Origin of the sequence: Azospirillum endophyticum (assembly GCF_016595245.1) — a bacterium.
Classification (GTDB): domain Bacteria; phylum Pseudomonadota; class Alphaproteobacteria; order Azospirillales; family Azospirillaceae; genus Azospirillum; species Azospirillum endophyticum.
Map to the genome: position 1 here is coordinate 129,437 of NZ_JAENHM010000025.1, position 21,469 is coordinate 150,905.

The 21,469-nt window shown below is 69.0% G+C and carries 16 protein-coding genes; 6 read left to right on the forward strand and 10 right to left on the reverse strand.

From position 1 onward, the window contains the following. Window positions 1-76 precede the first annotated feature (76 nt). The 3 genes from JHL17_RS07700 (at window position 77) to JHL17_RS37860 (ending at window position 4,554) form a co-directional block, all read left to right on the forward strand. On the forward strand, window positions 77-385 hold the full coding sequence (locus tag JHL17_RS07700) for a hypothetical protein (protein ID WP_200191712.1): 309 nt from the start codon (window positions 77-79) through the stop codon (window positions 383-385). Window positions 386-505: 120 nt separating this feature from the next. Further along, the gene (locus JHL17_RS37590; RefSeq protein WP_200191714.1) at window positions 506-2,581 is read left to right on the forward strand and encodes a cysteine peptidase family C39 domain-containing protein; all 2,076 of its coding nucleotides are present in this window, start codon (window positions 506-508) and stop codon (window positions 2,579-2,581) included. Continuing rightward, on the forward strand, window positions 2,578-4,554 hold the full coding sequence (locus tag JHL17_RS37860; protein WP_200191716.1) for an ATP-binding cassette domain-containing protein: 1,977 nt from the start codon (window positions 2,578-2,580) through the stop codon (window positions 4,552-4,554). The genes JHL17_RS37590 and JHL17_RS37860 overlap by 4 nt, the downstream gene beginning before the upstream one ends. Window positions 4,555-4,603: 49 nt before the next feature. Here JHL17_RS37860 and JHL17_RS07715 read toward each other — a convergent pair whose 3' ends face one another. Then, complete coding sequence (locus tag JHL17_RS07715; RefSeq protein WP_200191718.1) at window positions 4,604-5,503, reverse strand: LysR substrate-binding domain-containing protein; 900 nt, start codon at window positions 5,501-5,503, stop codon at window positions 4,604-4,606. Between the two features lie 179 nt (window positions 5,504-5,682). On the opposite strand from JHL17_RS07715, the gene JHL17_RS07720 reads away from it, so the two are divergent. Beyond that, a complete protein-coding gene (locus JHL17_RS07720) occupies window positions 5,683-6,801 on the forward strand; it encodes an S-(hydroxymethyl)glutathione dehydrogenase/class III alcohol dehydrogenase (RefSeq protein ID WP_200191720.1) in 1,119 nt (372 codons plus the stop codon). 85 nt (window positions 6,802-6,886) lie between these two features. After that, window positions 6,887-7,738, forward strand: coding sequence for an S-formylglutathione hydrolase (gene fghA, locus JHL17_RS07725; RefSeq protein ID WP_200191721.1), 852 nt, complete (start codon window positions 6,887-6,889; stop codon window positions 7,736-7,738). Window positions 7,739-7,915: 177 nt separating this feature from the next. Here fghA and JHL17_RS07730 read toward each other — a convergent pair whose 3' ends face one another. The 9 genes from JHL17_RS07730 to JHL17_RS07770 form a co-directional block, all read right to left on the reverse strand. Next, window positions 7,916-9,049, reverse strand: a complete 1,134-nt coding sequence (locus JHL17_RS07730; protein WP_200191722.1) for a DUF1513 domain-containing protein — start codon at window positions 9,047-9,049, stop codon at window positions 7,916-7,918. 2 nt (window positions 9,050-9,051) lie between these two features. Next, the gene (locus JHL17_RS07735; protein ID WP_200191723.1) at window positions 9,052-10,167 is read right to left on the reverse strand and encodes an imelysin family protein; all 1,116 of its coding nucleotides are present in this window, start codon (window positions 10,165-10,167) and stop codon (window positions 9,052-9,054) included. A gap of 51 nt (window positions 10,168-10,218) precedes the next feature. Further along, a complete protein-coding gene (locus JHL17_RS07740) occupies window positions 10,219-11,457 on the reverse strand; it encodes a di-heme oxidoredictase family protein (protein ID WP_345773768.1) in 1,239 nt (412 codons plus the stop codon). A 250-nt stretch (window positions 11,458-11,707) separates the two neighbouring features. Then, window positions 11,708-13,192, reverse strand: coding sequence for a multicopper oxidase family protein (locus JHL17_RS07745; RefSeq protein WP_200191724.1), 1,485 nt, complete (start codon window positions 13,190-13,192; stop codon window positions 11,708-11,710). 140 nt (window positions 13,193-13,332) lie between these two features. Next, window positions 13,333-14,607: an imelysin family protein gene (locus tag JHL17_RS07750; protein ID WP_200191726.1), complete on the reverse strand. Its 1,275-nt coding sequence runs from the start codon at window positions 14,605-14,607 to the stop codon at window positions 13,333-13,335. Between the two features lie 179 nt (window positions 14,608-14,786). After that, window positions 14,787-15,956 carry a trans-sulfuration enzyme family protein gene (locus JHL17_RS07755; protein WP_200191728.1) on the reverse strand — a complete coding sequence of 390 codons (1,170 nt, stop codon included), beginning with the start codon at window positions 15,954-15,956 and terminating at the stop codon, window positions 14,787-14,789. A gap of 173 nt (window positions 15,957-16,129) precedes the next feature. Then, on the reverse strand, window positions 16,130-17,164 hold the full coding sequence (locus tag JHL17_RS07760; RefSeq protein WP_200191730.1) for an AbrB family transcriptional regulator: 1,035 nt from the start codon (window positions 17,162-17,164) through the stop codon (window positions 16,130-16,132). Window positions 17,165-17,346: 182 nt separating this feature from the next. Next, the gene (locus JHL17_RS07765; protein WP_200191732.1) at window positions 17,347-18,708 is read right to left on the reverse strand and encodes a globin-coupled sensor protein; all 1,362 of its coding nucleotides are present in this window, start codon (window positions 18,706-18,708) and stop codon (window positions 17,347-17,349) included. Between the two features lie 325 nt (window positions 18,709-19,033). Next, window positions 19,034-19,657 (reverse strand): TetR/AcrR family transcriptional regulator, encoded by a 624-nt coding sequence (locus tag JHL17_RS07770; protein WP_200191734.1) that lies wholly within the window; start codon window positions 19,655-19,657, stop codon window positions 19,034-19,036. Between the two features lie 237 nt (window positions 19,658-19,894). On the opposite strand from JHL17_RS07770, the gene JHL17_RS07775 reads away from it, so the two are divergent. After that, window positions 19,895-21,463, forward strand: coding sequence for a fatty acyl-CoA synthetase (locus JHL17_RS07775; RefSeq protein WP_247893382.1), 1,569 nt, complete (start codon window positions 19,895-19,897; stop codon window positions 21,461-21,463). Window positions 21,464-21,469 lie beyond the last annotated feature (6 nt).

The following is a 21,469-nucleotide window of genomic DNA, read 5'->3' on the forward strand; positions in this document are numbered from 1 at the left end:
CAACCGCGGCGGCCACCGGACTGTCTTCACCCCTTCCCCCTCTTTCATCCCACTGCCAACAGGAGCATTGTCCGAGATGAACGGCACCGAATTGGAACAACTGTACGGCCAGGACGCGATCGCTGCCTTTGCAGAGCGGCTGAAGACCGACGAGGTCTTCCGAGCAGAGGCTCAGGCCGACCTGAATGCGGCGATCAAGCGCCACTACGATGTCGATCTTCCGGTGCCGATGCGTCTGACCGAGGTGAATGGTGACCTGATTGCCATTCCGGCCGACGACAGCCATACCGAACTGAGCGACGAGGAGTTGGACTTGGTTGCCGGCGGCTTCATTCCCCCGCCCTCCTTGGACAAGCGCGATGCGGGCCGTGCGCATTTCGGCTGAGGAGAATCGGGCCGCCCGGCGGTAAGCCCCGTGGCTTCACCTTCCGGGACTAGGCAGGTTTTCCGAACTCCGCCCACACATGGGCGGGCTCGGAAAACCTGCTTAGACCGTCTTCCAGGAATGTTCAAAGCCATATCATCGAAGCCGGTCCGCCAGGGCCGGCGGCAGACGGCGACGCCGGAACTGCGCCAGGGCGAAACCGCGGAATGCGGTCTGGCGGCGCTCGGCATCATGCTGGCGCATCATGGCCGGCCGGTGCCGCTGGAGCGGTTGCGGGCTGAAGCGGGATCGACCAGGCTTGGCGTCAATGCGCGTACCCTGGTCCGCATCGCCCGCGACCACGGCATGGTCGCCCGCGCCTTTCGCAAGGAGCCGGACGGCTTGTCGACGCTCGGCTTCCCGCTGATCGCCCACAGCCGATTCATCCATTTCCTGGTGGTCGAGGCTGAAACCCACGACGGGCTCCTGGTCAACGATCCGGCCCGCGGGCCGCATGTCATGGATTGGGACGAGGTCGAGGAATCCTTCACCGGCATCGTCATCACCATCGAGCCGTCGAACCCCGCCAAGCGGGCCTCGACGGATGGCTGGCGTCCGCCGACGGTGGGTCTGGCTTTGGCCAAGCGGCTCGTGCCGTGCTGGGGAATCGTCGCCGCCGTCATGCTGTCGGCGATGTTCGCCCGCGCGGCGGGGGTCGGGGCGGCACTCGCCGCAGGGAACTGGGCCGACGGTCTTGCCGCTCCGATCCCGTTGGCCGTGGTCCTGACCGCCGCAATCGCGGGTGAATGGAGTTCGGGCAGGCTGGCCGCCTGCCTTGGCGAACGGCTGGCCGATGATGTTTCCACCGAGGCGTTCGAACGGCTGAGGCGGCTTTCTCCAACCTGGTTCGCCCGGCGGGCCCCGGCGCAGGTGCTGGGGGTGCCGTTGGCGGGCAGGACGCTTCAGCGGCACATCGGCGCCGTCATGGCTCTGGTGGAGCTTCCGTTGCTGGTCTTGCCCGTCACGGCGTCGCTGTGGATCGATCCCCAGGCCGGGGTGGTGCTGACGCTCACCATCGTGCCGGCGCTGGCGGCGCTTGGCCTGGCGCATCTTCGGCGCGGCGGCGTCATTGCGCGGCCGGGAGAGCCGATGCCGCTGGTGCCGGATGGCGGAACCCTCACGACCCTCGACAGCCGAAGGATGGGCGGGCGTGACGGCGAATTGCTGGCGCAACTCGCCGGACGTCATGCCGCGCAGACCGTCGCCGGACAAAGGGCCGTCGCCGTTCACGCGGGTCTGACAGCGACCCTCATCGGCCTCGGCGCCAGCGGTGTCGGATTGGCTCTGCTGGCGGGAATCGCTGCCGTTGCCGCGGGCCGGATCGGGGCTGGCGGGGTGGTGACGCTTGCGGCACTGGCGTTGGCGGCGCACCGGCCGATTTCACGGTTGAGGAGCGCCGGAGCCGCGATCAAGGATCTGAAAGCCGCCCTGTATCGGCTGGACGACGCGGAGGTGGTCGCGACCGAAGCCGAGCTTCCCTGTTCGATGCGGCGGCCGGCGGCGCGCCTGTGCTTCCAGGCGGCCGGGTTCCGACCGTCGCCGCTGGCGCCGCCGGTCCTTTCCGGTATCGATCTGCGGCTGAAACCGGGGCAAATGTTGGGGGTGGACGGTCTTTCCGGCTCCGGCAAGTCGGTACTGGCCAAGCTCGCCTGCGGTCTGCTGGACGCGTCGTCCGGCAGCATCCTGCTGGACGGCGTGCCGGTGGCGACGGTTGCGCGCCATTGTCCCGGCGCGGTTGTTCTGGTCGACCGTTCCAGCCCGGTCACCGTCGGGACCGTCGCGGAAAACCTGCAAGTCGGCGACCGAGGCTTGAGGGACGGATCGCTGGTGGCGGCATTGGAGCAGGTCGGGCTGTGGAGCGACCTGGAGCCGCGCGGCGGCCTTGCCCTGGCGCTGAGCGATGGCGGCCCGGAACTCAGCGGGGGGCAACGGCGCCGGCTGGCCCTGGCCCGGGCGCTGCTGCGCGATCCGATCCTGCTCGTGATCGATGAGGCTCTCGATGCGTTGGAACCGGCGTTGGCCTGTCGAATTCTCGACCGGCTGCCGCGGTCGGACCGTGTCGTCCTGGTGACCAGCCGGCGCCCGGCGACGCTGGAGGGCTGCGACCATCGGTTGCGGCTCGATCCGTCGAATGCCGGATCGGAGACGGTACGGTGATCCAGCGCGGCATGGAGCATGGGCTGCGCCGCCTGATCCGCAGCGGCGGCGGGGAAGCGGAACTGCGCGTGGCGGCGCCGGCTTTCGGACTGCGCCTGCGCCGGGTCAGGCTGCGGCCCGGCCGCCGGGGGACGGTGCCATGGTGGGAGCGTGACCATGGGCCGCTCGTGGGGTTCAGGAGTGCCGACGGCGAACCGGTCCTGCTGCGTCCCGACGGCCGTTGCGGCTATCGCGCGGAGGATGCCGCCGGCTTATCCCGTCCGGTGGACGCCGTTCTTGCCGCAACCCTCTCCGCCGATGCCTGTGCGCCGGTCCGAACCGGTGGGCCTGCGCCGTTGACGCCTGCGCGGTGGCAGGGGTTTGCGTTGGCCGACGGCCGCGGGGACCGGATTCTGGCCCTGATGGCGGCGCTGTGCGCCGGCGTCGCGGCCGTGCTGCCGGCTGCGGCGATGCTTCTCTTGGGCGGGACGGCGATGGCGGGCGGTGCGGCGGCGCTCGGTTCCCTTGCCGCGGTTCTCCTGCTTGCGGCTGTGGCCGCCGGATTGTGCGAGCGGGTCCGGCGGATCGCCTCGGCCCGTTCGGGCGCGGTGTCGGACCTTGCGCTGCATGCCGTGATTTGGGAGCGCCTTTTCGCAGTTCCGCCGGGATTGCAGCGCACTGTCCCGGGTAGCGTCCAGGAGGAACGGCTGCATGATGGGGTCACCGCCATGCAGTGGGCGGTCGCCCGTCGTCAGGCGATGACCGAGGCGTTGATCCGGCTGGCACCGGCGGTGGCTGCGATGGCCTGGGCCGCCCCATGGCCGGCGCTGGCGGGCGGATGCGTGGCCGCCGCGGGCGGGGCGATGCGTGCGTGGCTTCTGCGCCGATCCGACCGTTCGCAGCGAACGGAACGGGTGGCTGCGGCGTCCTCCTGGCACCGGCTGGAATTGGCCGCCGTCAGCCTGCCGCAGCTTCGCCTGCTGGGAGCCGGGGCCTGGGTGGTGGATCGGGCGGTGTCGACCTTGCGCGCCTTGTCCGCCCATGCCGGCCTTGCGGCGACGCGCAAGGCCGACGCCGATGCCGTCGCCTACGCCCTGATCCAGGTGGTGCCGCTTCTGGTCGGCGGACTGGCGATGCGGGAGGGGAGCGGAATGCCCGTCGCGGCGGCTGCCGCCTTGGCGGCGCTGCCGGCGCTCCAGGCGATGCTCCGGCTGGCGGACGCCTTCGGCCGGCTTCCCGACGACGAGTTGGTCGCTCCCTTGCGCCCGCTTCTGGAAGCGGCAGCCGACAGCCCGGTCGACGCAGCGGATGCCGGACCGGTGGAGCGGCTGGACCTCTGCGACGTCACCTTCACCCATCCGGGCATGTCGGCACCTTGTCTGCACCGCGTGTCGCTCAGCCTCGCCCGAGGGCGGGTGGTGGCGGTGACCGGCCCGTCCGGCAGCGGAAAATCGACGCTGATCGCCCTGGCGCTCGGCCTTCTGCGGCCCGATTCGGGAATGTTGCGGATCAATGGCCGCGATCTTTCCACCCTGGATGCCGCCGCCGTCCGGGCCCGCATCGGCACCGTGCTGCAGGACGAGGAGATCGGGGTGGCGACCATCCGGTCCGTCATCCTGGGCATGGCGCCGCTGCCGGCGGAGCGCGCGTGGGAAGCGGCGCGGCTGGCACGGCTCGACGCCGACATCGCGGCGCTGCCGATGGGCATCCAGACCTTGGTGGCCGAGGGTGCCTTCCCGGCCGGATTGATGCAGCGGCTGCTGATCGCCCGCGCGCTCGCCCGCAATCCCGACATCCTCGTGCTGGACGAGGCGACCACCGCACTGGACGAGGATATGCAGGCAGCGCTCTTCGCCGATATGCGCGCCCGCGGCGTCGCCGTACTGGTGGCGAGCCACCGTCCGTCCACCCTGGCACTTGCCGACCATGTGCTCGATCTGTCGGCTGCGGCGCCCGTGGCCCAGCCATCCGGGAGTGCCGCGCCGCTCTCCTGACCGATTCATCGCTTCGGGAGGCATGCCGACGACGGGGCACCGGTCCCGCTCACCGGTATTCCGCCCGCCGCGCCAGCCCTTCCTTCAGGTGCCGGATCGCCGCATGCACCTTGGCCGGCACATGGCGCTTCTGCGGATAGACCGCCCACACCGCGGTGTTGGGAGGGCGATGGCGCTCCAGCAGGGAAACCAGGCGCCCTTCGGCGACCGGCCCGCGCACGTAGTAATCCGGCAACTGGCACAGCCCGAAGCCGCGCAGGGCCGCGTCCAGCACCGAGAAGCCGCCGTTGCAGCGCCAGCGGCCGCGCGGGCGGAACAGCCAGTCCTGGCCGTTGTCGTCGAACAGCCAATGGTCGGAAGTGCCGATCAGGCATTGATGGCTGCCGAGGCCCGGTAGACCGTCCGGCGTGCCGTGGCGGTCGAGATAGGCCGGGGCTGCGCACAGATGCATCACGCGCGGGGCGAGACGCGTCGCCACGAGGCTCGATTCGCTGAGGCGGCCGAGCCGGATCGCCAGATCGTATCCCTCCTGCACCAGATCGAGCTGACGGTTGGTCAGTTCCACCTCGATGCTCAGCTGCGGGTGGCGTTCCATCAGGTCGTTGATCAGCGGCATGACGAACTGCTCGCCATAGGCGTTGGCGCAGGTCATGCGCAGCAGCCCCTTCACCTCGCTGTCCCTGCCGCCCTGCAGCGCGCCGACCGCCAGAAAGGCGTCGTCACGCTGTTCCGCCAGCCGTTGGCAGCGGTCGAAGAAGGCGCGGCCGCTTTCGGTCAGGCTGACCTTGCGGGTGGTCCGGTAGAACAGGCGCGCCTGCAGCCGATCCTCCAGCCGCGCCACGCTGCGGCTGACATGGGAGGAGGAGACGCGCAGCCGCTCCGCCGCGCGGGAGAAGCTGCCGGTCTCCGCCACCGCCACGAACTCGTCGATGCCGTCCCAGCCGCTCACGGTCTTTCTCCCAGGGCCATCCGGCCATTATCCCCGTATGGCAAAAATCTATTCCCGAAATCGCCGTTCTGGCAATGACCGGTCACGGTCTACACTGCGGGAATCAAATGCCAATCCGATTTGGCCAATCGGCTCTTGGGCCAACCAGTTCTTGGGCCAATTCTTGGGAAGGAAACCACATGGTTCTGTCGCGCGCCGCCGTCGCCTGGGAAGCCAATCGTCCGCTGGAGATCGAGGAGGTCGAGGTCGCGGCGCCCAAGGCCGGCGAGGTGATGGTTCGTATCGTCGCCACCGGTGTCTGCCACACCGACGCCTACACCTTGTCCGGCAAGGATTCGGAAGGCGTCTTCCCCTGCATCCTCGGACATGAAGGCGGCGGCGTGGTGGTGGAGGTCGGTCCCGGCGTCACCTCCGTGGCGGTCGGCGACCACGTCATCCCGCTCTACACCCCGGAATGCGGCAAGTGCAAATTCTGCCTGTCCGGCAAGACCAACCTGTGCCAGGCGATCCGCGCCACCCAGGGCAAGGGCCTGATGCCGGACGGCACCAGCCGCTTCTCGCTGAAGGGCAAGGAGATCGCCCACTACATGGGCACCTCGACCTTCTCCGAATACACGGTGCTGCCGGAGATCGCGCTCGCCAAGATCAACAAGGCGGCGCCGCTGGAGAAGGTCTGCCTGCTCGGCTGCGGCGTCACCACCGGCATGGGAGCGGTGATGAACACCGCGAAGGTGGAGCCGGGTTCGACCGTCGCCATCTTCGGCCTGGGCGGCATCGGCCTGTCGGCCATCATCGGCGCCACCATGGCGAAGGCCGGCCGGATCATCGGCGTCGACATCAACCCGTCGAAGTTCGAGATCGCCAAGCAGCTCGGCGCCACCGACGTCGTCAACCCGATGGACTACGACCGTCCGATCCAGGAAGTCCTGGTCGAGATGACCGACGGCGGCGTCGATTACAGCTTCGAGTGCATCGGCAACGTGAAGATCATGCGTGCCGCCCTGGAATGCTGCCACAAGGGCTGGGGCGAGTCGGTCATCATCGGCGTCGCCGGCGCCGGCGAGGAGATCTCCACCCGCCCGTTCCAGCTGGTCACCGGCCGTGTCTGGCGCGGGTCGGCCTTCGGCGGCGTCAAGGGCCGGTCGGAGCTGCCGGAGTATGTGGAGCGCTACCTGCGCGGCGAGTTCGAACTGGACACCTTCATTACCCACACCATGGGGCTGGAGGACATCAACCATGCCTTCGACCTGATGCATGAGGGCAAGAGCATCCGTTCGGTCATCCTGTACAACCAGTGAGGCGACGGGGTCTCCCTCTCCCGCTCCGGGGGAGGGAGACCTCCGGCCACCGATCTTGCGCCAGCGATCCTGCAAAGGCTTTTCCATGACCGACCCCCTCACCACCCTGTCGGAAACACGCGTCTTCGGCGGACGGCTGAAGCGGGTGCAGCACCAGTCCGCGGCGGTGGACTGCGCGATGACCTTCGCGATCTTCCTGCCGCCGCAGGTGGAGGCCGGCGCCAAGGTGCCGGTCTTCTACTGGCTGTCGGGCCTGACCTGCACCGACGAGAACTTCACCCAGAAGGCCGGCGCCTTCCGCGTTGCGGCCGAACTCGGCATCGCCGTCGTCGCGCCCGACACCAGCCCGCGCGGGGAGGGCGTGCCCGGCGATCCCGACGGCGCCTGGGATTTCGGGCTGGGTGCCGGCTTCTATGTCGATGCGACCGAGCAGCCCTGGGCGCGCAACTACCGCATGCACGATTATGTGACGCGGGAATTGCCGGCGCTGGTCGAGGCGAATTTCCCCGTCAGCGACCGTCGCTCCGTCGCCGGCCATTCGATGGGCGGACATGGCGCGCTGGTCTGCGCGCTGAAGCATCCGGGCTTCTACAAGGCGGTGTCCGCCTTCGCCCCCATCGTCAACCCGGCGGCGGTCCCCTGGGGCGAGAAGGCCTTCGGCCGCTATCTGGGGCCGGACCGCGACCGCTGGCTGGAGTGGGACGCCTGCGCGCTGATCCGTAACGCTCCCGAGCGGCTGCCGATCCTGATCGACCAGGGCGATCGCGACGGCTTCCTGGAGCCGCAGCTGAAGCCCGAGGCGCTGGCCGCCGCGGCGCAGGAGGTCGGGCATCCGGTGACGCTGCGCATGCAGCCGGGCTACGACCACAGCTATTTCTTCATCAGCACCTTCATCGAGGACCATCTGCGCCATCATGCGGCGGCCCTGGCGGGGTAGGGGCCGATTGGGCGGGGTGTCATTGCCCCCCCTTAACCCTCCCCCGCCCTCGGCCGGCCAAAGGCCGGTCCGATCGCGGGAGAGGGAACTCCGCTGCCCTTGCACTTAACTCCCTCTCCCGCAAAGCGGGGGAGGGTCGGGGAGGGGGCAGAACGCATCCCCCATTGATACTTGGCGTCAGGCGACCCGTCGCGTCAGGTGGTTGTCCCACCGGAAGGCCGGCGCCTTGCGTTCCGGTCCCGCCTCGGCGCTGGCCGACACCGGTTCGATCACGCCGAGACCGCTGGTCGCCAGATAGCCCTCGCCGTTCGGCGCCAGACCGCAGCCGTCGGCCAGCGCGGTGGAGCCGAGCCACGCGCCGCTCGCCGCGTCCCACAGCCCGATGACTCCACCCATCGGCGAACTGGCGGCCACCGTGCCGCCGTCCGAGGCGACGCTGCCGATATAGCCCTGCATGCGCGACAGCATGTCCTCCGGCGTGTCGAACAGGCGGACGGCACCGCTGCCGGGACGGTGGGCTCCGGTCAAGGGCTGCAGCATGCCGATCGGCCGTTCGTCCTGAACCCCGAAGGCGACCCCGCCGTCATCGAGCAGGGCGATATGGCGGATGCCGAGATTCGCATGCTCCTCCGGCAGGCGGACCTTGTCGAGCAGCTTGCCGGTCGCCGCCTCGACATAGGTCAGCGAACTGTCCATGCTGTCGAGGTTCAGCTTGGCCCGGCCGGTGTCGGGGTGGGTGATGACCCCGCCGTTGGCGACCGCCAGCGTCGTGCCGTCGCGCATCAGGATCAGTTCATGCGGCCCCAGCCCGTGGGTCGGGATGACGCCGATGCGGCGGTAACCGTCGGTGGCGTCGTAGACGCCGATGGCGCCCTCTTCGCGCGGGACGTCGTCCTCGGCGACATAGAGGAGTCGGCCGTCGGCCGAATAATCGCCATGGCCGGTGAAGCGGCGGTCGTCCGGCGCCCGCACCACCGGGCCGGGGGTGCCGTCGGCCAGCGACAGGGTCTGGAACCAGCGGCCGGGCCGGCGGGCGAAGACGGCGGCCTCCGCCACGCCGGGGCGCGGCATGATGCCATGGGCGCGGCCGGGGGTGGCGGTGGTGAACAGCAGCTTGCCGGCGGGGTCCAGCGCCGCGACGCCGAAGCTCGGCTCCGCCCCGGCGGTGGCATAGGCGTTGAGGTAGAGCGTGCCGGCGTCCGCCGCATGGGCCTTGCCGGTCAGCACGGCCAGTAGCCCGCCGGCGGCCAAGCGCCCGCCGAAGACCCGCCCGGCCAGCAGGCCCAGGATGTTCCTGCGGTCGACCGCCATCGTCAGTCTCCGTCCAGTTCGTTGAATCCCAGCGTGATGTCCAGCAACGGGGCCAGCGTGCCCAGCATCTCGACCCGTGCCGCCTTGACCAGCCGCAGCGCGCTTTCGGTCTTCTTGCGGGACGCCGGGTCGGCCACCGCCTTGTCCAGCGGGCCGGGGATCGCCTCCACCGCGCCGATGGCGGCGGCGAAGCTCTCGTCGATCGCCTGCTTGGCGGTGGCGCCGTCGTCGTTCGCGGGCAGCAGCGAAACGAAGCCCGGCCCGCCATGCTCGCCCATCAGCAGGGCGCGCAGCCCCTCCAGGTTCAGCACGATGTTGCGGAGCGACCGGCCGCTGCGCAAGGCCTCCACCACCATCGGCTTGGCGTCCTCGATGCTGCCGCCGAGCGGAGCCATCATCTTCTGGTCGATCACCACCTGCATGGCGGTGATGGCGGAGGAATAGAGCGTGTTGGCCGCTTCCGACGCGGTCGGGCCGAGGGGGGTCGGCTGTCCGGCGGCGAGCGGCGCCTCCAGTTCCTTCCAGCCGTCGCGCGATTCGGTGGCGATGACGGCGATGTTGCGGGCCGCGGCGACGGCCAGCTGGGCGCGGTAGCGCTTGGCATCGGTCCCGGCGAAGCCGTCGGCCGTGACGCCCTCGTCGAACAGCAGCCGTTCCAGCACGGTCAGGCCCTGCACCGCCGCGCTCTGGCGGGCGAGCGCGCCGGGCTGCAGCAGCTTCGGGTCGTGATCGCGTAGGATCTGGCCGATCTGGCGCTGGACCACGCCGGGACGCTCCGGCCAGAACGACATGCGATCGGCGCGCAGATTCATCGTCAACGGCCCCGGCCGCAGATGCTGCGCGGCGGCCCAGGCATCGGTGACCTTGCCGTGGGCGGCGCGCGCCTCTTCCAGTCCGGCGGCGGTCGGCGCGGCGGCGAAGCGGTCGAGCGTGTCGGCATAGGCGTCGGCGGCGACCACCAGCGCTTCGAAACGCGGCAAGGCATGGGTGCGGACCATGCCGCCGAGAAAGGCGGCGTCCTTGTCCGGCTGGCGGGCGGCGAAGGCCGGCGACCGCGGCAGCAAGGCCGCCACCGCGGCAGCGGCCGACATCAGTCCGAGCACTATGCGGCGTCGCATACGATCAAATCCCTTCTGCCTTCGGCGTGGATCGGAACCCCCGCCCTTCCTTTACAAACCCAGCACGTAACGCACCAGCCGTTTCCGCTCCTCGCCGGGCATCGCCATGAAGCGGTCCTTGGCCGCCTCCGCCTCGCCGCCATGCCAGAGGATCGCCTCGGTGACGCTGCGGGCGCGCCCGTCATGCAGGAGCGACAGTTGGCCGTCCTTGGCGGCCAGCCGGTTCAGGCCCCACAGCGGCGTGGTGCGCCAGTCCGACCCGTTCGCCTCGCCCATCGGTAGCCGGTCGCCCAGCGCCGGACCGAGGTTGTGGAGAAGCAGGTCGCTGTGCGGGAAAATGTCGCGGTTGGAGAGGGTCGGATGTTCGGCATCCTCCGCCGTGCGCCAGGACGGGCGGTGGCAGGCGGCGCAGCCGGTATCGGCGAACAGCGCCGCGCCGGCCTTGTCCTTCGGCGCTTCCAGGCTGCCGTCGGGCGGCAGGTCGCGCAGGTAGCCGTCGATCAGGCCGATGACGGTGCTGGGGATCTCCAGCCCTTCGAACTGCTTGGAATCGCCGTGCGGCGCGTTGCGGCAGGCGGTCTGCGCCGGGGTGCAGTCGCCCCAGGGCTCGGGAAAGGCCGGGGTCGACATGCCGATGTCGAGGCTGAAGGCTTCCGAATCCTGGTGATCCAGGGTGGGGTGCATCGCCTTCCAGCCGAAGCGGCCGACCTGACGCTTGCCGTCGACCGTCACATGGTTGACCCGTCCGGCGACCGGTCCGCCGGCTGCCGCCTGCTTGGCGGCCTCGGCCTCGATCGCATCGGCCGGGATGCGGTCGAGCAGCCCCATGCCATGGACGCGCGGCGGCACGCGGGCCGACATCACCGTCGCCTCGGCCAGCGGGCCGTAGCCCAGATCCTCGACCACCGGCGTCGGATGGCGCAGGCGGACGGTCTCGCCGTCGGGGAAGCGGACCGTCTCTTCGCGGTAGCCGACGCGGGGGCGGCCTTCGATCACCTGGCCGAGGATGGCGTTGGACTGGATCTGCCGACCATAGACCGGGTCGCCGTTCAGCTTGATCGCATAGCCGACGCCCTGGTCGCCCTCCACCGCCGGATCGGGCGGCCGCCCGCCGGCGCCGCGCGGATGGCAAGTGGCGCAGGAGCGTGCGTTGTAGAGCGGACCGAGACCGTCCGCCGCTTGCGTCGCGGTGGGGGCGGCCACCCACATGCGGCGGAACAGCGCCTCGCCGATGCGGTTGTCGAGGCTGTCGGCGGCCTGGGCGGTGACAGGAGCGACGAGGAGCAGCACGGCGGCCAGGGCGGCGCGGAGCGATCGACCCTCTCCCCCCCGGGGAGAGGGGGGGGACCCGCGCCGCAGGCGTGGGGAGGGTGAGGGGGCCGGCGCGCTGTCGCGCGCCGCCAAGGGGCATACTGCCCCTTGGCAATCCCCTGGCATGGGCTCGCGCCCATGCTGCCCCCTCACCCTGACCCTCTCCCCGGGGGGGAGAGGGGAATTTGGTTGTGGACCCGGACGGAAGGCAAACTGGAAAGGCGCGGATTTAAGCAACGCGGATGTATCCCATCATGCCGGTGTCCTGGTGTTCGATGATGTGGCAGTGGAACATCCAGTCGCCGGGATTGTCGGCCTTGATGGCGACGCGCAGCCGCTCCTTCGGCTCCAGCAGCACCGTGTCGGCATGGTGGGGCACCACCTTGCGGCTGTCGGAGGACAGCACCTTGAAGGTGTAGCCGTGGATGTGGATCGGGTGCAGGTGCGGCGTCAGGTTGGCCAGTTCGAAGATGTAGCTGCGGCCCTTCTCCAGCGTGACCAGCGGCGGCGGCAGGCGTTCGTGCCCGCCCTCCGGCCAGCTCTGCTGGTTGATCGCCCAGAAGGTCTTCGCCGACAGGCACAGGGCGTCGGCATAGGGCAGGCCGGGCAGCGCCGCCGCGTCGAAGCTCTGCGCCACCGCGGTGGCCGAGAAGGCCATCGGGATGATCGGCGCGTCCTTCAGGTCCGGCTCGGGAATGGCGGAGGCGGGCAGGGCGCGCGGCTTGAAGCGCTTGTTGGGCAGGCCCGGGCCGACGGCGCGGAAGGTGGCGAGCGGTTTGGGCTCCGCCGAATAGACGTTGGTCAGCCGCAGGGTCTGGCCGGCCTTGGCCGGCGCGCGGAACAGCACGTCGATGCGCATCGCCGGCCCCATCGGCCATCCGTCGAGCGGGCGGGGCGGCAACGGGTTGCCGTCGACCGCGATGATCCAGGCCTCCGCTCCCTCCACCCGCAGATCGACCACGCGGGTGCTGTCGATGTTGTAGAGGCGGGCGCGGATATCGCCGTTGGCGGGGACCTCGATCACCGGATCGATGGCGCCGTTGACGGTGGACAGGCTGCCGAAGGTGCCGGCGCGCGCGGCGCCGCGGTCGGTGATGAAGGCGCCGAACTTGCCGGTCTTGTCCAGCTGCCAGTCCTTGACCAGGCAGACGACGTCGGCGTCGAATTTCGGCGCGTCCGGTTCCTCCACGATCAGGATGCCGGCCAGGCCGCGGCCCAGCAGTTCGACCGTGTTGCAATGGGGATGGAAGAAGAAGGACCCGGCGTCGGGCGGGGTGAACTCGTAGACATGGCGCTCGCCCGGCTTGGTCGGCGGCTGGGTCAGGTAGGGAACGCCGTCTTCCAGGTTCGGCAGGCGGATGCCGTGCCAGTGGATCGAGGTGTGCTCGTCCAGCCCGTTCACCAGGGTGGCGCGCAGCCGCTGCCCCTTGCGCATCCGGATGATCGGGCCGGGGAAGCGGTCGGCATAGGTGATCAGCGGCGACGGATCGGCCGGTTCCGGCAGGATGCGCTGCATCCGCTGCTTCGCGATCAGCTCGACCTCGACCAGTTCGCCGGCGGCGGCGACGGGCGCCGGCCCGGCGAGGCCGGTCTTCAATGCCCCGGCATCGGGGGCCGCAAGCCCCGTCCCGCCGAGCGCCGTCGCCGCGACGGCGGCGCCCCCGGCACGCAGGAGGGCGCGACGGGACAGGGGAACGGCGAAACGGTGCGGCATGACGGCGGTCCGGTACTGTACAGGCGGGAAAAGAACCGGCTCCGGCCCCGCTTCCATCCCCGGCCTGATCGGTCCGGAAGGGAAGCTCGGGAGAACGGTCCGGCGCGGGACGGCGCGGGACCGGAGCCGGGTAGGCAGGGTTACTTGCCGACCTTCGACGGGTCGTCGAGGCTGTCGGAGCCCTTGACCTCGACCGAGACGCCGAGCGCGGCGACGGCGCCTTCCAGCGCCTTCTTCTGCGCGACGAGACCGTCGATGCCGTTGGAGACCAGCTTGTTGCCCTCGTCGTTGTCGGCGGCGATCATCTGGTCGTAGGCCATCTTGCCGCTGTCGGCGGTGTCCTTGATCGCCTGCATCGCCTTCATGGTGTTGGCCATCGCGGTCTTCACCGCGGCGTCGGCGTCGGCCGACTTGGCGGCGACCAACTGCGACAGCGAAGCCCCCGACACGGTCTTGCCGTCGGTGCGCTTGTAGCTGCCGTTATAGACGTTCACCATGCCGACTTCGTCGTAATAATGCGAGTTGTGGGTGTTGTCGGAGAAGCAGTCATGCTCCTCTTCCGGATCGTGCAGCATCAGGCCGAGCTTCATCCGCTCGCCCGCCAGTTCGCCGTAGCTCAGCGAGCCCAGGCCGGTCAGCATGCGGGCCACGCCCTCGCCTTCCGGCGCCTTGGCGATGGAGACGCGGGCCTTGCCCTTCGCCGCCCAATCCGCGGTCATCTCGGCCAGATCGTCCACCAGCATCTGGGTGGCGACCTTCAGGTACTGGGCGCGGCGGTCGCAATGGGCGTTGGTGCAGTCCTTGCCCTTGGCGTAGTCGGTCGCCTTGCGCTCGCCGGCACCCGGACCGGTGCCGTGCAGATCCTGGCCCCACAGCAGGAACTCGACGGCGTGGTAGCCGGTGGCGACGTTCGCCTCCACCTTGCCGGCCTCGTGCAGCTTGTCGGCCAGCAGCGCCTTGGTGATCTTGGTCGCGTCGATGGTCTTGCCGCCGGCCGTGATCTTCGGGTTGGCGATGACGTTCGCCTTGGCGTAGGGGTTGCTCTCGCCGCCGGCATAGCCTTCGTCGACATAGTCGATCAAGCCTTCGTCCAGCGGCCAGGCGTTCACCTTGCCTTCCCACTCGTCGACGATCGGGTTGCCGAAGCGGAAGGCCTCCGTCTGCATGTAGGGAACGCGGGCGGCCTTCCAGACCGTGCGCGCCTTCGCCAGGTTTTCCTCGGTCGGGTTGGCGACCAGGGCGTCCACCGCCTTCTTCAGCGCCTTGGCGCCGTTGGTGGCGTCCTCATAGGCGGCGTGGGCGATGTCGGCGTAGTTCTTCGCCACGTCCTTGTAGGCCGGAGCCGCCGCCTGGGCGGCGAACGGCAGCAGGGCAACGACGGCTACGGCGGCAAAGCCGGCAGCGCGCTTCGACATGGAGGTCTCCTCGAACGTCGGTGGTCGGTATTGGCAGCAAGTGCGACTGATTCTCAGCGAATAACGTCGCGAATCATTCTCACTGTCAAGCCCTATCCGCGTTGGGGGTACTCGGAAGAATGCGCCTTGCCGGTGCTGCGTCGATATGTCCCGGTGCTGGACCCGCTAAAACCGTGCCGTCAGTCCCGACCGAGTGCTTGGCCGAGCGCCTGGCCGAGCGCCTGATCGAGATCCTCGTAGAGGTCGTCGGGCGACTCCAGGCCGACCGAAAGGCGCAGCAGGTCGCCCGGAACGGGAGACGCCGGCCCTTCGATGCTGGCGCGGTGTTCGATCAGGCTTTCCACGCCGCCGAGCGAGGTGGCGCGGCGCCAGATGCCGACGCGGGCCGCGGTGTCGATGGCGGCCTGGGTACCGCCCTTCACGCGGATGGACATCATGCCGCCGAAGCCGCCGCTCATCTGCCGCGACGCGATGCCGTGGCCGGGGAAGCCGGGCAAGCCGGGATAGAGCACCTCCGACACCCGCGGATGGGCCGAAAGCCGCTCCGCCAGGGTCATGGCGGCCGCGCTCTGCCAACGGACCCGGGCGAACAGGGTGCGCAGGCCGCGTTGCAGCAGCCATGCCTCGAAACTGCCGAGAATCCCGCCCTGCTGGGTCTGCACCGTCTTGATGCGGCCCCAGAACTCGTCCTTGCGGGCGGCGGTCAGGGTGCCGGCGACCACGTCGGAATGGCCGTTCAGATATTTGGTCGCCGAGTGCATGACGATGTCGGCTCCCAGCTCCAGCGGGCGGGTCAGCACCGGTGTCGCCACCGTGCTGTCCACGGCCAGCCACGCCCCCGCCTCATGCGCCAGTTCGGCCACCGCGGCGATGTCGGTGACGGTCCACAGCGGATTGGCCGGCGTCTCCACCCAGACGAGCCGTGTCTCGCCGGGGCGGAGCGCCGCCCGCACCGCGTCGGTGTCGCTGGTGTCGACCCCTTCGACCCGCAGGCCCCAGCGGGTCGCCGGCCCATGCACCCAGTTGCGGAAGGCCCAGTACATCACGTCGGGCACCAGCACATGGTCGCCCGGATCCAGCGCCTGGAACACCGCGGTCGCCGCCGCCATTCCGGAGGCGAACAGCAGCGTGTCCACCCCCTTTTCCAGCTCGGTGATGGTCCGCGACGGCGTGTCGAAGGTCGGGTTGTCGGCACGGGCATAGACCCGGCCGCGGCCATAGCCGTTGTCGGGATCCCGCACATAGGTGGTGGACGGGTGGATCGGCGGGATGACCGCGCCGCTGGCCGCATCCTCGAAGCCCAGGGCGCCGGCGGCGATGGTTTCGGGACGGTGGGGGCGGTCGGTCATTGCCAGGGCACTCCAAGATCGGGCATGGGAGGGCGTCAAGGATACGTCCGCCGGACGCCGGGGCGCAACGACCGTGCGGACGCTTGCCTTGGCAGAGAGGAGGCTTGCTCGTCAGCGCCGAGGCGTCGGAAAATCGTCCAGTAGCACGAGGGCAGGCTGCCCCACGGCAAGCCTCAGGCGTAACGGGCGATCAGGCGGGCGAGCGGCGGTCCCGATAGGACCACGACGAACAGCCGCAAGGTCTGCAGCGCCAGCACGAGCGGCAGATCCACCCCGCTGCCCAGCGCGATCACCACCACGGAATCGAGACCGCCCGGGCTGGTGGCGAGGAAGGCGGTCAGCGGATCGGTCGGCAGCAGCGTGACCAGCACCCAGGCGGACAGGCTGCACAGCGCGATCATCAGCCCGGTTGACAGCAGCATCTGCGGCACGGCGCGGAGCGCATGGCGCAGCACCTCGCGGGTGAAGCGCAAGCCGATGCTCCAGCCGATGACGGTGTAGGTGACGGTCAGCAGCGCGTTCGGCAGCTGCAGGGTCACCCCGGCGCCCGACTGGACCAGGGCACCCAGGACCATCGGCACCAGAAGCGCACCCGACGGGATGCGGAAGCGATGGCCGATCCAGCCGCCGATCCCGGCGACCAGCAGCGTCGCCGCCAATCCCCGCAGGTCCAACGCCTCGACCGGCGCCACCGGAACGTCGGCGCCCTGTGGGCCTGCGGCCAGAGCATGCGTCACCAGCGATGCGCTGAGCACCACCAGCACCACGCGCAGATACTGCATCACCGCGACCAGCCGTGCGTCGGCGCCATGCTCCCCGGCCATGGCGACCATCGCCGCCGCCGCCCCCGGCGACACGCCCCAGGCCGCGGTGGTGCCGGGCAGGCTGCCGTAGCGGACGAACAGCCAGCCGACGATGCCGCTGACCAGCACCGTCAGCCCGACGGTGCCCAGCATCAGCGGCCAGTTCCGCGCGATGGAGAGCAGGATCGACGAGGTGACGGCATGGGCGACGAGACAGCCGATGATCGCCTGCGCCATGGTGAAGCCCGAAGGCGGCACGCGGATGGAGGCACCGCCGACACCCAGCGCGATCGCCGCGATCATCGGGCCGATCAGCCAGGCGGCCGGCAAGCCGGTTTGCCCCAATCCCAACGTCACGGCCGCCGACAGGGCGAGCAGGCCCGCCCATTGCCCGAACTTCCGCATGCGCGCCTTCCGGCCGCTCGCCTCCACCCCGTCCCTTGCAGCGGCCACGAACTCATACCTACACGAATGATTTGAACCGCCTGCATGCTGCCTGTCAGCGGTCCCGCCCGTCCAGCAGGCGAACGGGCACAGCAGCCATGCGCTGCAATCCCGGAACGGTGAAACCGAGACGGGGGATCGGCTCAGCGGGCAGTGCGGATCCGGGTCAGGAATTCGCCGACGCCCCGGTTCAACTCGTCCGCTTGGCGGTGCAGCAGGCCGGAGGCGGCCAGCACCTCCTGCGCGATGCCGCCGGTTTCCGCCGAGGATTGCGTCACCTGCCCGATGGACTCGGTGACCCGGCGGGAGCCGACCGCGACCTCCTGCACGTTGCGGGTGATTTCCTGGGTCGCGGCGGTCTGCTGTTCCACCGTGGCGGCGACGGTGGTGACGATCTCGTTGATGTGGGTGATGGTGCGGCCGACCGCGTGAATCGCTTCGGCGGCATTGCCGGCGGCGCTCTGCATGCCGGCGATCTGGCTGGAGATGTCCTCCGTCGCCTTGGCGGTCTGGTTGGCGAGGTGTTTCACCTCGTTGGCGACGACGGCGAAGCCCTTGCCCGCTTCGCCGGCCCGCGCCGCCTCGATCGTCGCGTTCAGCGCCAGCAGGTTGGTCTGGCTGGCGATGTTGTTGATCAGCTTGACCACGTCGCCGATGCGCTGGGCCGCCTCGACGAGGCCGCTGACGGTTCCCTTGGTCCGTTCCGCCTCATCGACCGCGGAGGAGGAAATCCGCGAAGATTCGGTGACGTTGCGGCTGATGTCGGCGATGGAACCGGCCAGCTGTTCTGTCGCCGAGGCCACCGTCTGCATGCTGGCGGACGCCACCTCCGTTTCCGACGTCACGTCGGAGGACCGGCGGCTGGTGATGGCGGCGATCTCGGACATGCGCCGGGCATGGGCCTGCATCTGGTTGGAGGCGGCGACGGTGCCTTCCACGATGCCCTTCACACTGTCTTCGAAGCTGTTGGCGAGCCGGTCGAGCGTGGCACGCTTGCTTTCCTCTTCCGCCGTCCGATAGGTCTCCAGGAGCAGTTCCAGGTCGAACCACGCGACCTTGCTCAGCGTCTCCAATTGCGCAGCGCGGCGGCGGCGGGCGGCGGCTCCAAACAGATTGGCCGCCAGACCGTCATCGCCATCGGCCAGGCCCAATTCGCGGGCGACGTTGGAGCTGACGACATAGTGGCAGATCGACACCGCGTAAGCGGGAACGCCGTTCTTGTAGAACAGGGTCGCGAGGCGCGTCGCGGATTCGGCAAAGCCGGCATCGATCCGGCCCGACACCGCCCGCGCCCAATGATCCAGACGGGCGGCATGCACGTCGGGACGCTTCAGCGCCGTCTGGATTTCCGGCCAAGCATCGAAATGCCGGTGCCACTCGTCCAAAAGCGCCGGGAGCCGGCGCTCCGCAAACTCACGGTTGCTCCGAAGCCGGGCGAGGTCGTCATCGGTGATGGAGAAGGTGGCAAGTCGCTTCGCCTGCGCATCTGTCGGCTCGACGGTCATGTTTCGGACGATCCTCGGTTCCGGTGCCTCACATGGATCGTTCTACGCTACGGACGGTCTTCTGGATCGTGCGCCAAAGGCAGCGGAGGTACTCATTTTCATCATACCCTGATATTCGTACGAAACAGAGCATTGGGGAGAAAGGCAATAACAACCACAAGCCTTTCAGAATAACGTCCATATCCGGCAAGCCGCTTCTTTCTTGCGCATAGACCGATGGTGGGTGATTTTCGCGCCATCCGGTCGATCGGCCATCCAGCACTTGGAAGAAGGATGCGACGGCCGGCGAGATCAACCCTCGGACCGGCGTATTTCCGTAACACCTTCAAGTCGGATCGACGCGCGGGCGCAGGCCGTTCAGCAGGAGGGCGATGGATTGGCGGGATATCTCCGCCGGGTCCAGTTCGCCGTCCGGACGGTACCAGCGGGCGACCCAGCTGAGCGCTCCCGACAGGGTGAAGGCGGCGATCTTCGGATCGCAGGGCGCGATGCTGCCCTCTGCGATGCCGCGCTCGATCAATCCGCGGAATTTCAGATCGATGCGGCGCTTCAGGCCACGCAGGGTACGGCGACTGTCTTCGGTCAACGGCTCCTCGCCGACGCGGATCACGCACATGCCGAAATCCATGGTGACGATCCCGACATAGGTGGTCATCACCGCCACCAGTTCGTCGTAGGCGCTGCCGCCATGGCCGATCACCTCGGAAGAGGCGCCGTCCAGCATCTCCAGCCCGATCCGCACGCACTCGAACAGGATGTCCTCCTTGTTCTTCACGTAATAGTAAATGGTCGGCTTGGTCACGTTCAGCCGCCGGGCAATGTCGTCCAGCGAGGTGGCGTGATAGCCAAGCTCGTTGAACGCCTGTGCCGCGGTCCGCAGCACGGCGATCCGTTTCTCCTCCCGATCGCGGCGGCGGTCGGCGGTGGTCTTCCATGGCGAGCCCGTCATGCGGTCTTGGCTCCCTGCGATATGCCCCGAATCATCCCCGAAGGGCTCTGCTCATCGCTTTCCCATTGGGCCGTCCCCATGTCCGGCGATGCCAAACGATCAGTTTGGTCAGCAAACTTGTTTCCCATCCTACTTTCAAGTAACTTCAGTTCCACACAGTAAATAAAAAACTCGGCACCACCCGGGCAACGGTGTGCGCTGCCGGCCCAAGAATCCTGCAGAACCGGGAGAGCACGCATGCCTATGGACGTTGCGAACAGTGCGGTCGCCGCGGCGCGCGGCATCAGCATCGGCGGGGCTCTGGCACGGGCGGCTCGGCGCCACGGCGACCGCATCGCCCTGCGTTTCGACGGGCGTGATTGGAGCTTCGCCGACCTGCACCGGGCAGCGAAGCAAGTGGCCCGGCGGTTCCAGGACCTCGGACTGCGGCGGGGCGACCGGGTGGCGGCCTTCGGGCGCAACTCAGACGCCTATGTCGTGGCTTGGCTGGGCTGCGCGATCGGCGGCTTCATCCATGTGCCGGTCAATTACGCCCTGACGGGCGAGGAGCTGTCCTACATCCTGAACCAGTCCGGTGCGCGGATGGTGCTGCACGACGCCGATCTCGCCGGCACCCTGGCGGCGGCCGGCGAGGCGGCGCAGGTGGAGTGGACCGGAACGTTGGCCGGGGGCGACGGCGACCTGGATATCCTGACCGTCGCGCAGGATCCCGCCGCCCCGGCGGACGTCGAGGTCGTGGTGGATGCCGATACGGTGGTGCAGCTCCTCTACACCTCCGGCACCACCGCGGCACCGAAGGGTGCGATGATGACCCATGGCAGCCTGCTGGCGGAATATGAAAGCGCCATCCATGACTGCCGCTTCGCCGAAAGCGACCGCGCACTGGCGGCGCTGCCGCTCTATCACTCGGCGCAGATGCACGTCTTCCTGATGCCGCAGTTGATGGTCGGTGCCACCACGCTGCTGATCCAGGCTCCCGCACTGAAGCAGTGCCTGGAACTGATCGAGGCGCACCGCATCACCTCCTTCTTCGCGCCGCCCACCGTCTGGGTCGGGCTGCTGCGCCACCCGGACTTTGATGCCCATGACCTCGGTTCGCTGGAGAAGCTCTATTACGGCGCGTCGATCATGCCGGTTCCGGTCCTCCAGGAGCTGCGCCGGCGCCTGCCCGGCGCCAAGCCCTTCAACTGCTACGGCCAGAGCGAGATCGGGCCGCTCGCCACCGTGCTGGCGCCGGAGGAGCATGAGGAGCGTCCCGCCTCCGCCGGACGGCCGGTCCTGAATGTCGAGACGCGGGTGGTCGATCTGGAGATGAACGACGTGCCGCCCGGGGCCCATGGCGAGATCGTCCACCGCTCTCCCCAACTGATGGTCGGCTATTGGGACAAGGAGCGCGAGACCGAGGATGCCTTCCAGGGCGCCTGGTTCCATTCCGGCGATGTCGGTTCTCTGGACGAGGCCGGCTATCTGTACATCGTCGATCGCATCAAGGACGTCATCAATACCGGCGGCGTGGTGGTCGCCAGCCGCGAGGTGGAGGAGGCGCTCTACACCCATCCCGCCGTCGCCGAGGTCGCGGTGGTGGCTCTGCCCGATCCGAAATGGATCGAGGCGGTGACCGCCTTCGTCGTGTTGCGCAGCGGGCAGAGCGTCGATGCCGAGGGGTTGATCGCCCATTGCCGCGGCCACCTGGCGCCCTTCAAGCTGCCTAAGCAGGTCCATTTCCTCGACGGCCTGCCGCGCAACACCGCCGGCAAGCTGCTGAAACGCGAGCTTCGCCGTGCCCATGGCGAGAGGTCGACGTGAGTTTTC

Coding starts and splice junctions, on each gene's coding strand:
- JHL17_RS07775 (WP_247893382.1), top strand. CDS start 19,895: ATGCCTATGGACGTTGCGAACAGTGCGGTCGCCGCGGCGCGCGGCATC.
- JHL17_RS07770 (WP_200191734.1), bottom strand. CDS start 19,657: ATGACGGGCTCGCCATGGAAGACCACCGCCGACCGCCGCCGCGATCGG.
- fghA (WP_200191721.1), top strand. CDS start 6,887: ATGACCGACCCCCTCACCACCCTGTCGGAAACACGCGTCTTCGGCGGA.
- JHL17_RS07700 (WP_200191712.1), top strand. CDS start 77: ATGAACGGCACCGAATTGGAACAACTGTACGGCCAGGACGCGATCGCT.
- JHL17_RS37590 (WP_200191714.1), top strand. CDS start 506: ATGTTCAAAGCCATATCATCGAAGCCGGTCCGCCAGGGCCGGCGGCAG.
- JHL17_RS07720 (WP_200191720.1), top strand. CDS start 5,683: ATGGTTCTGTCGCGCGCCGCCGTCGCCTGGGAAGCCAATCGTCCGCTG.
- JHL17_RS07735 (WP_200191723.1), bottom strand. CDS start 10,167: ATGCGACGCCGCATAGTGCTCGGACTGATGTCGGCCGCTGCCGCGGTG.
- JHL17_RS07750 (WP_200191726.1), bottom strand. CDS start 14,607: ATGTCGAAGCGCGCTGCCGGCTTTGCCGCCGTAGCCGTCGTTGCCCTG.
- JHL17_RS07765 (WP_200191732.1), bottom strand. CDS start 18,708: ATGACCGTCGAGCCGACAGATGCGCAGGCGAAGCGACTTGCCACCTTC.
- JHL17_RS07730 (WP_200191722.1), bottom strand. CDS start 9,049: ATGGCGGTCGACCGCAGGAACATCCTGGGCCTGCTGGCCGGGCGGGTC.
- JHL17_RS07745 (WP_200191724.1), bottom strand. CDS start 13,192: ATGCCGCACCGTTTCGCCGTTCCCCTGTCCCGTCGCGCCCTCCTGCGT.
- JHL17_RS07755 (WP_200191728.1), bottom strand. CDS start 15,956: ATGACCGACCGCCCCCACCGTCCCGAAACCATCGCCGCCGGCGCCCTG.
- JHL17_RS07760 (WP_200191730.1), bottom strand. CDS start 17,164: ATGCGGAAGTTCGGGCAATGGGCGGGCCTGCTCGCCCTGTCGGCGGCC.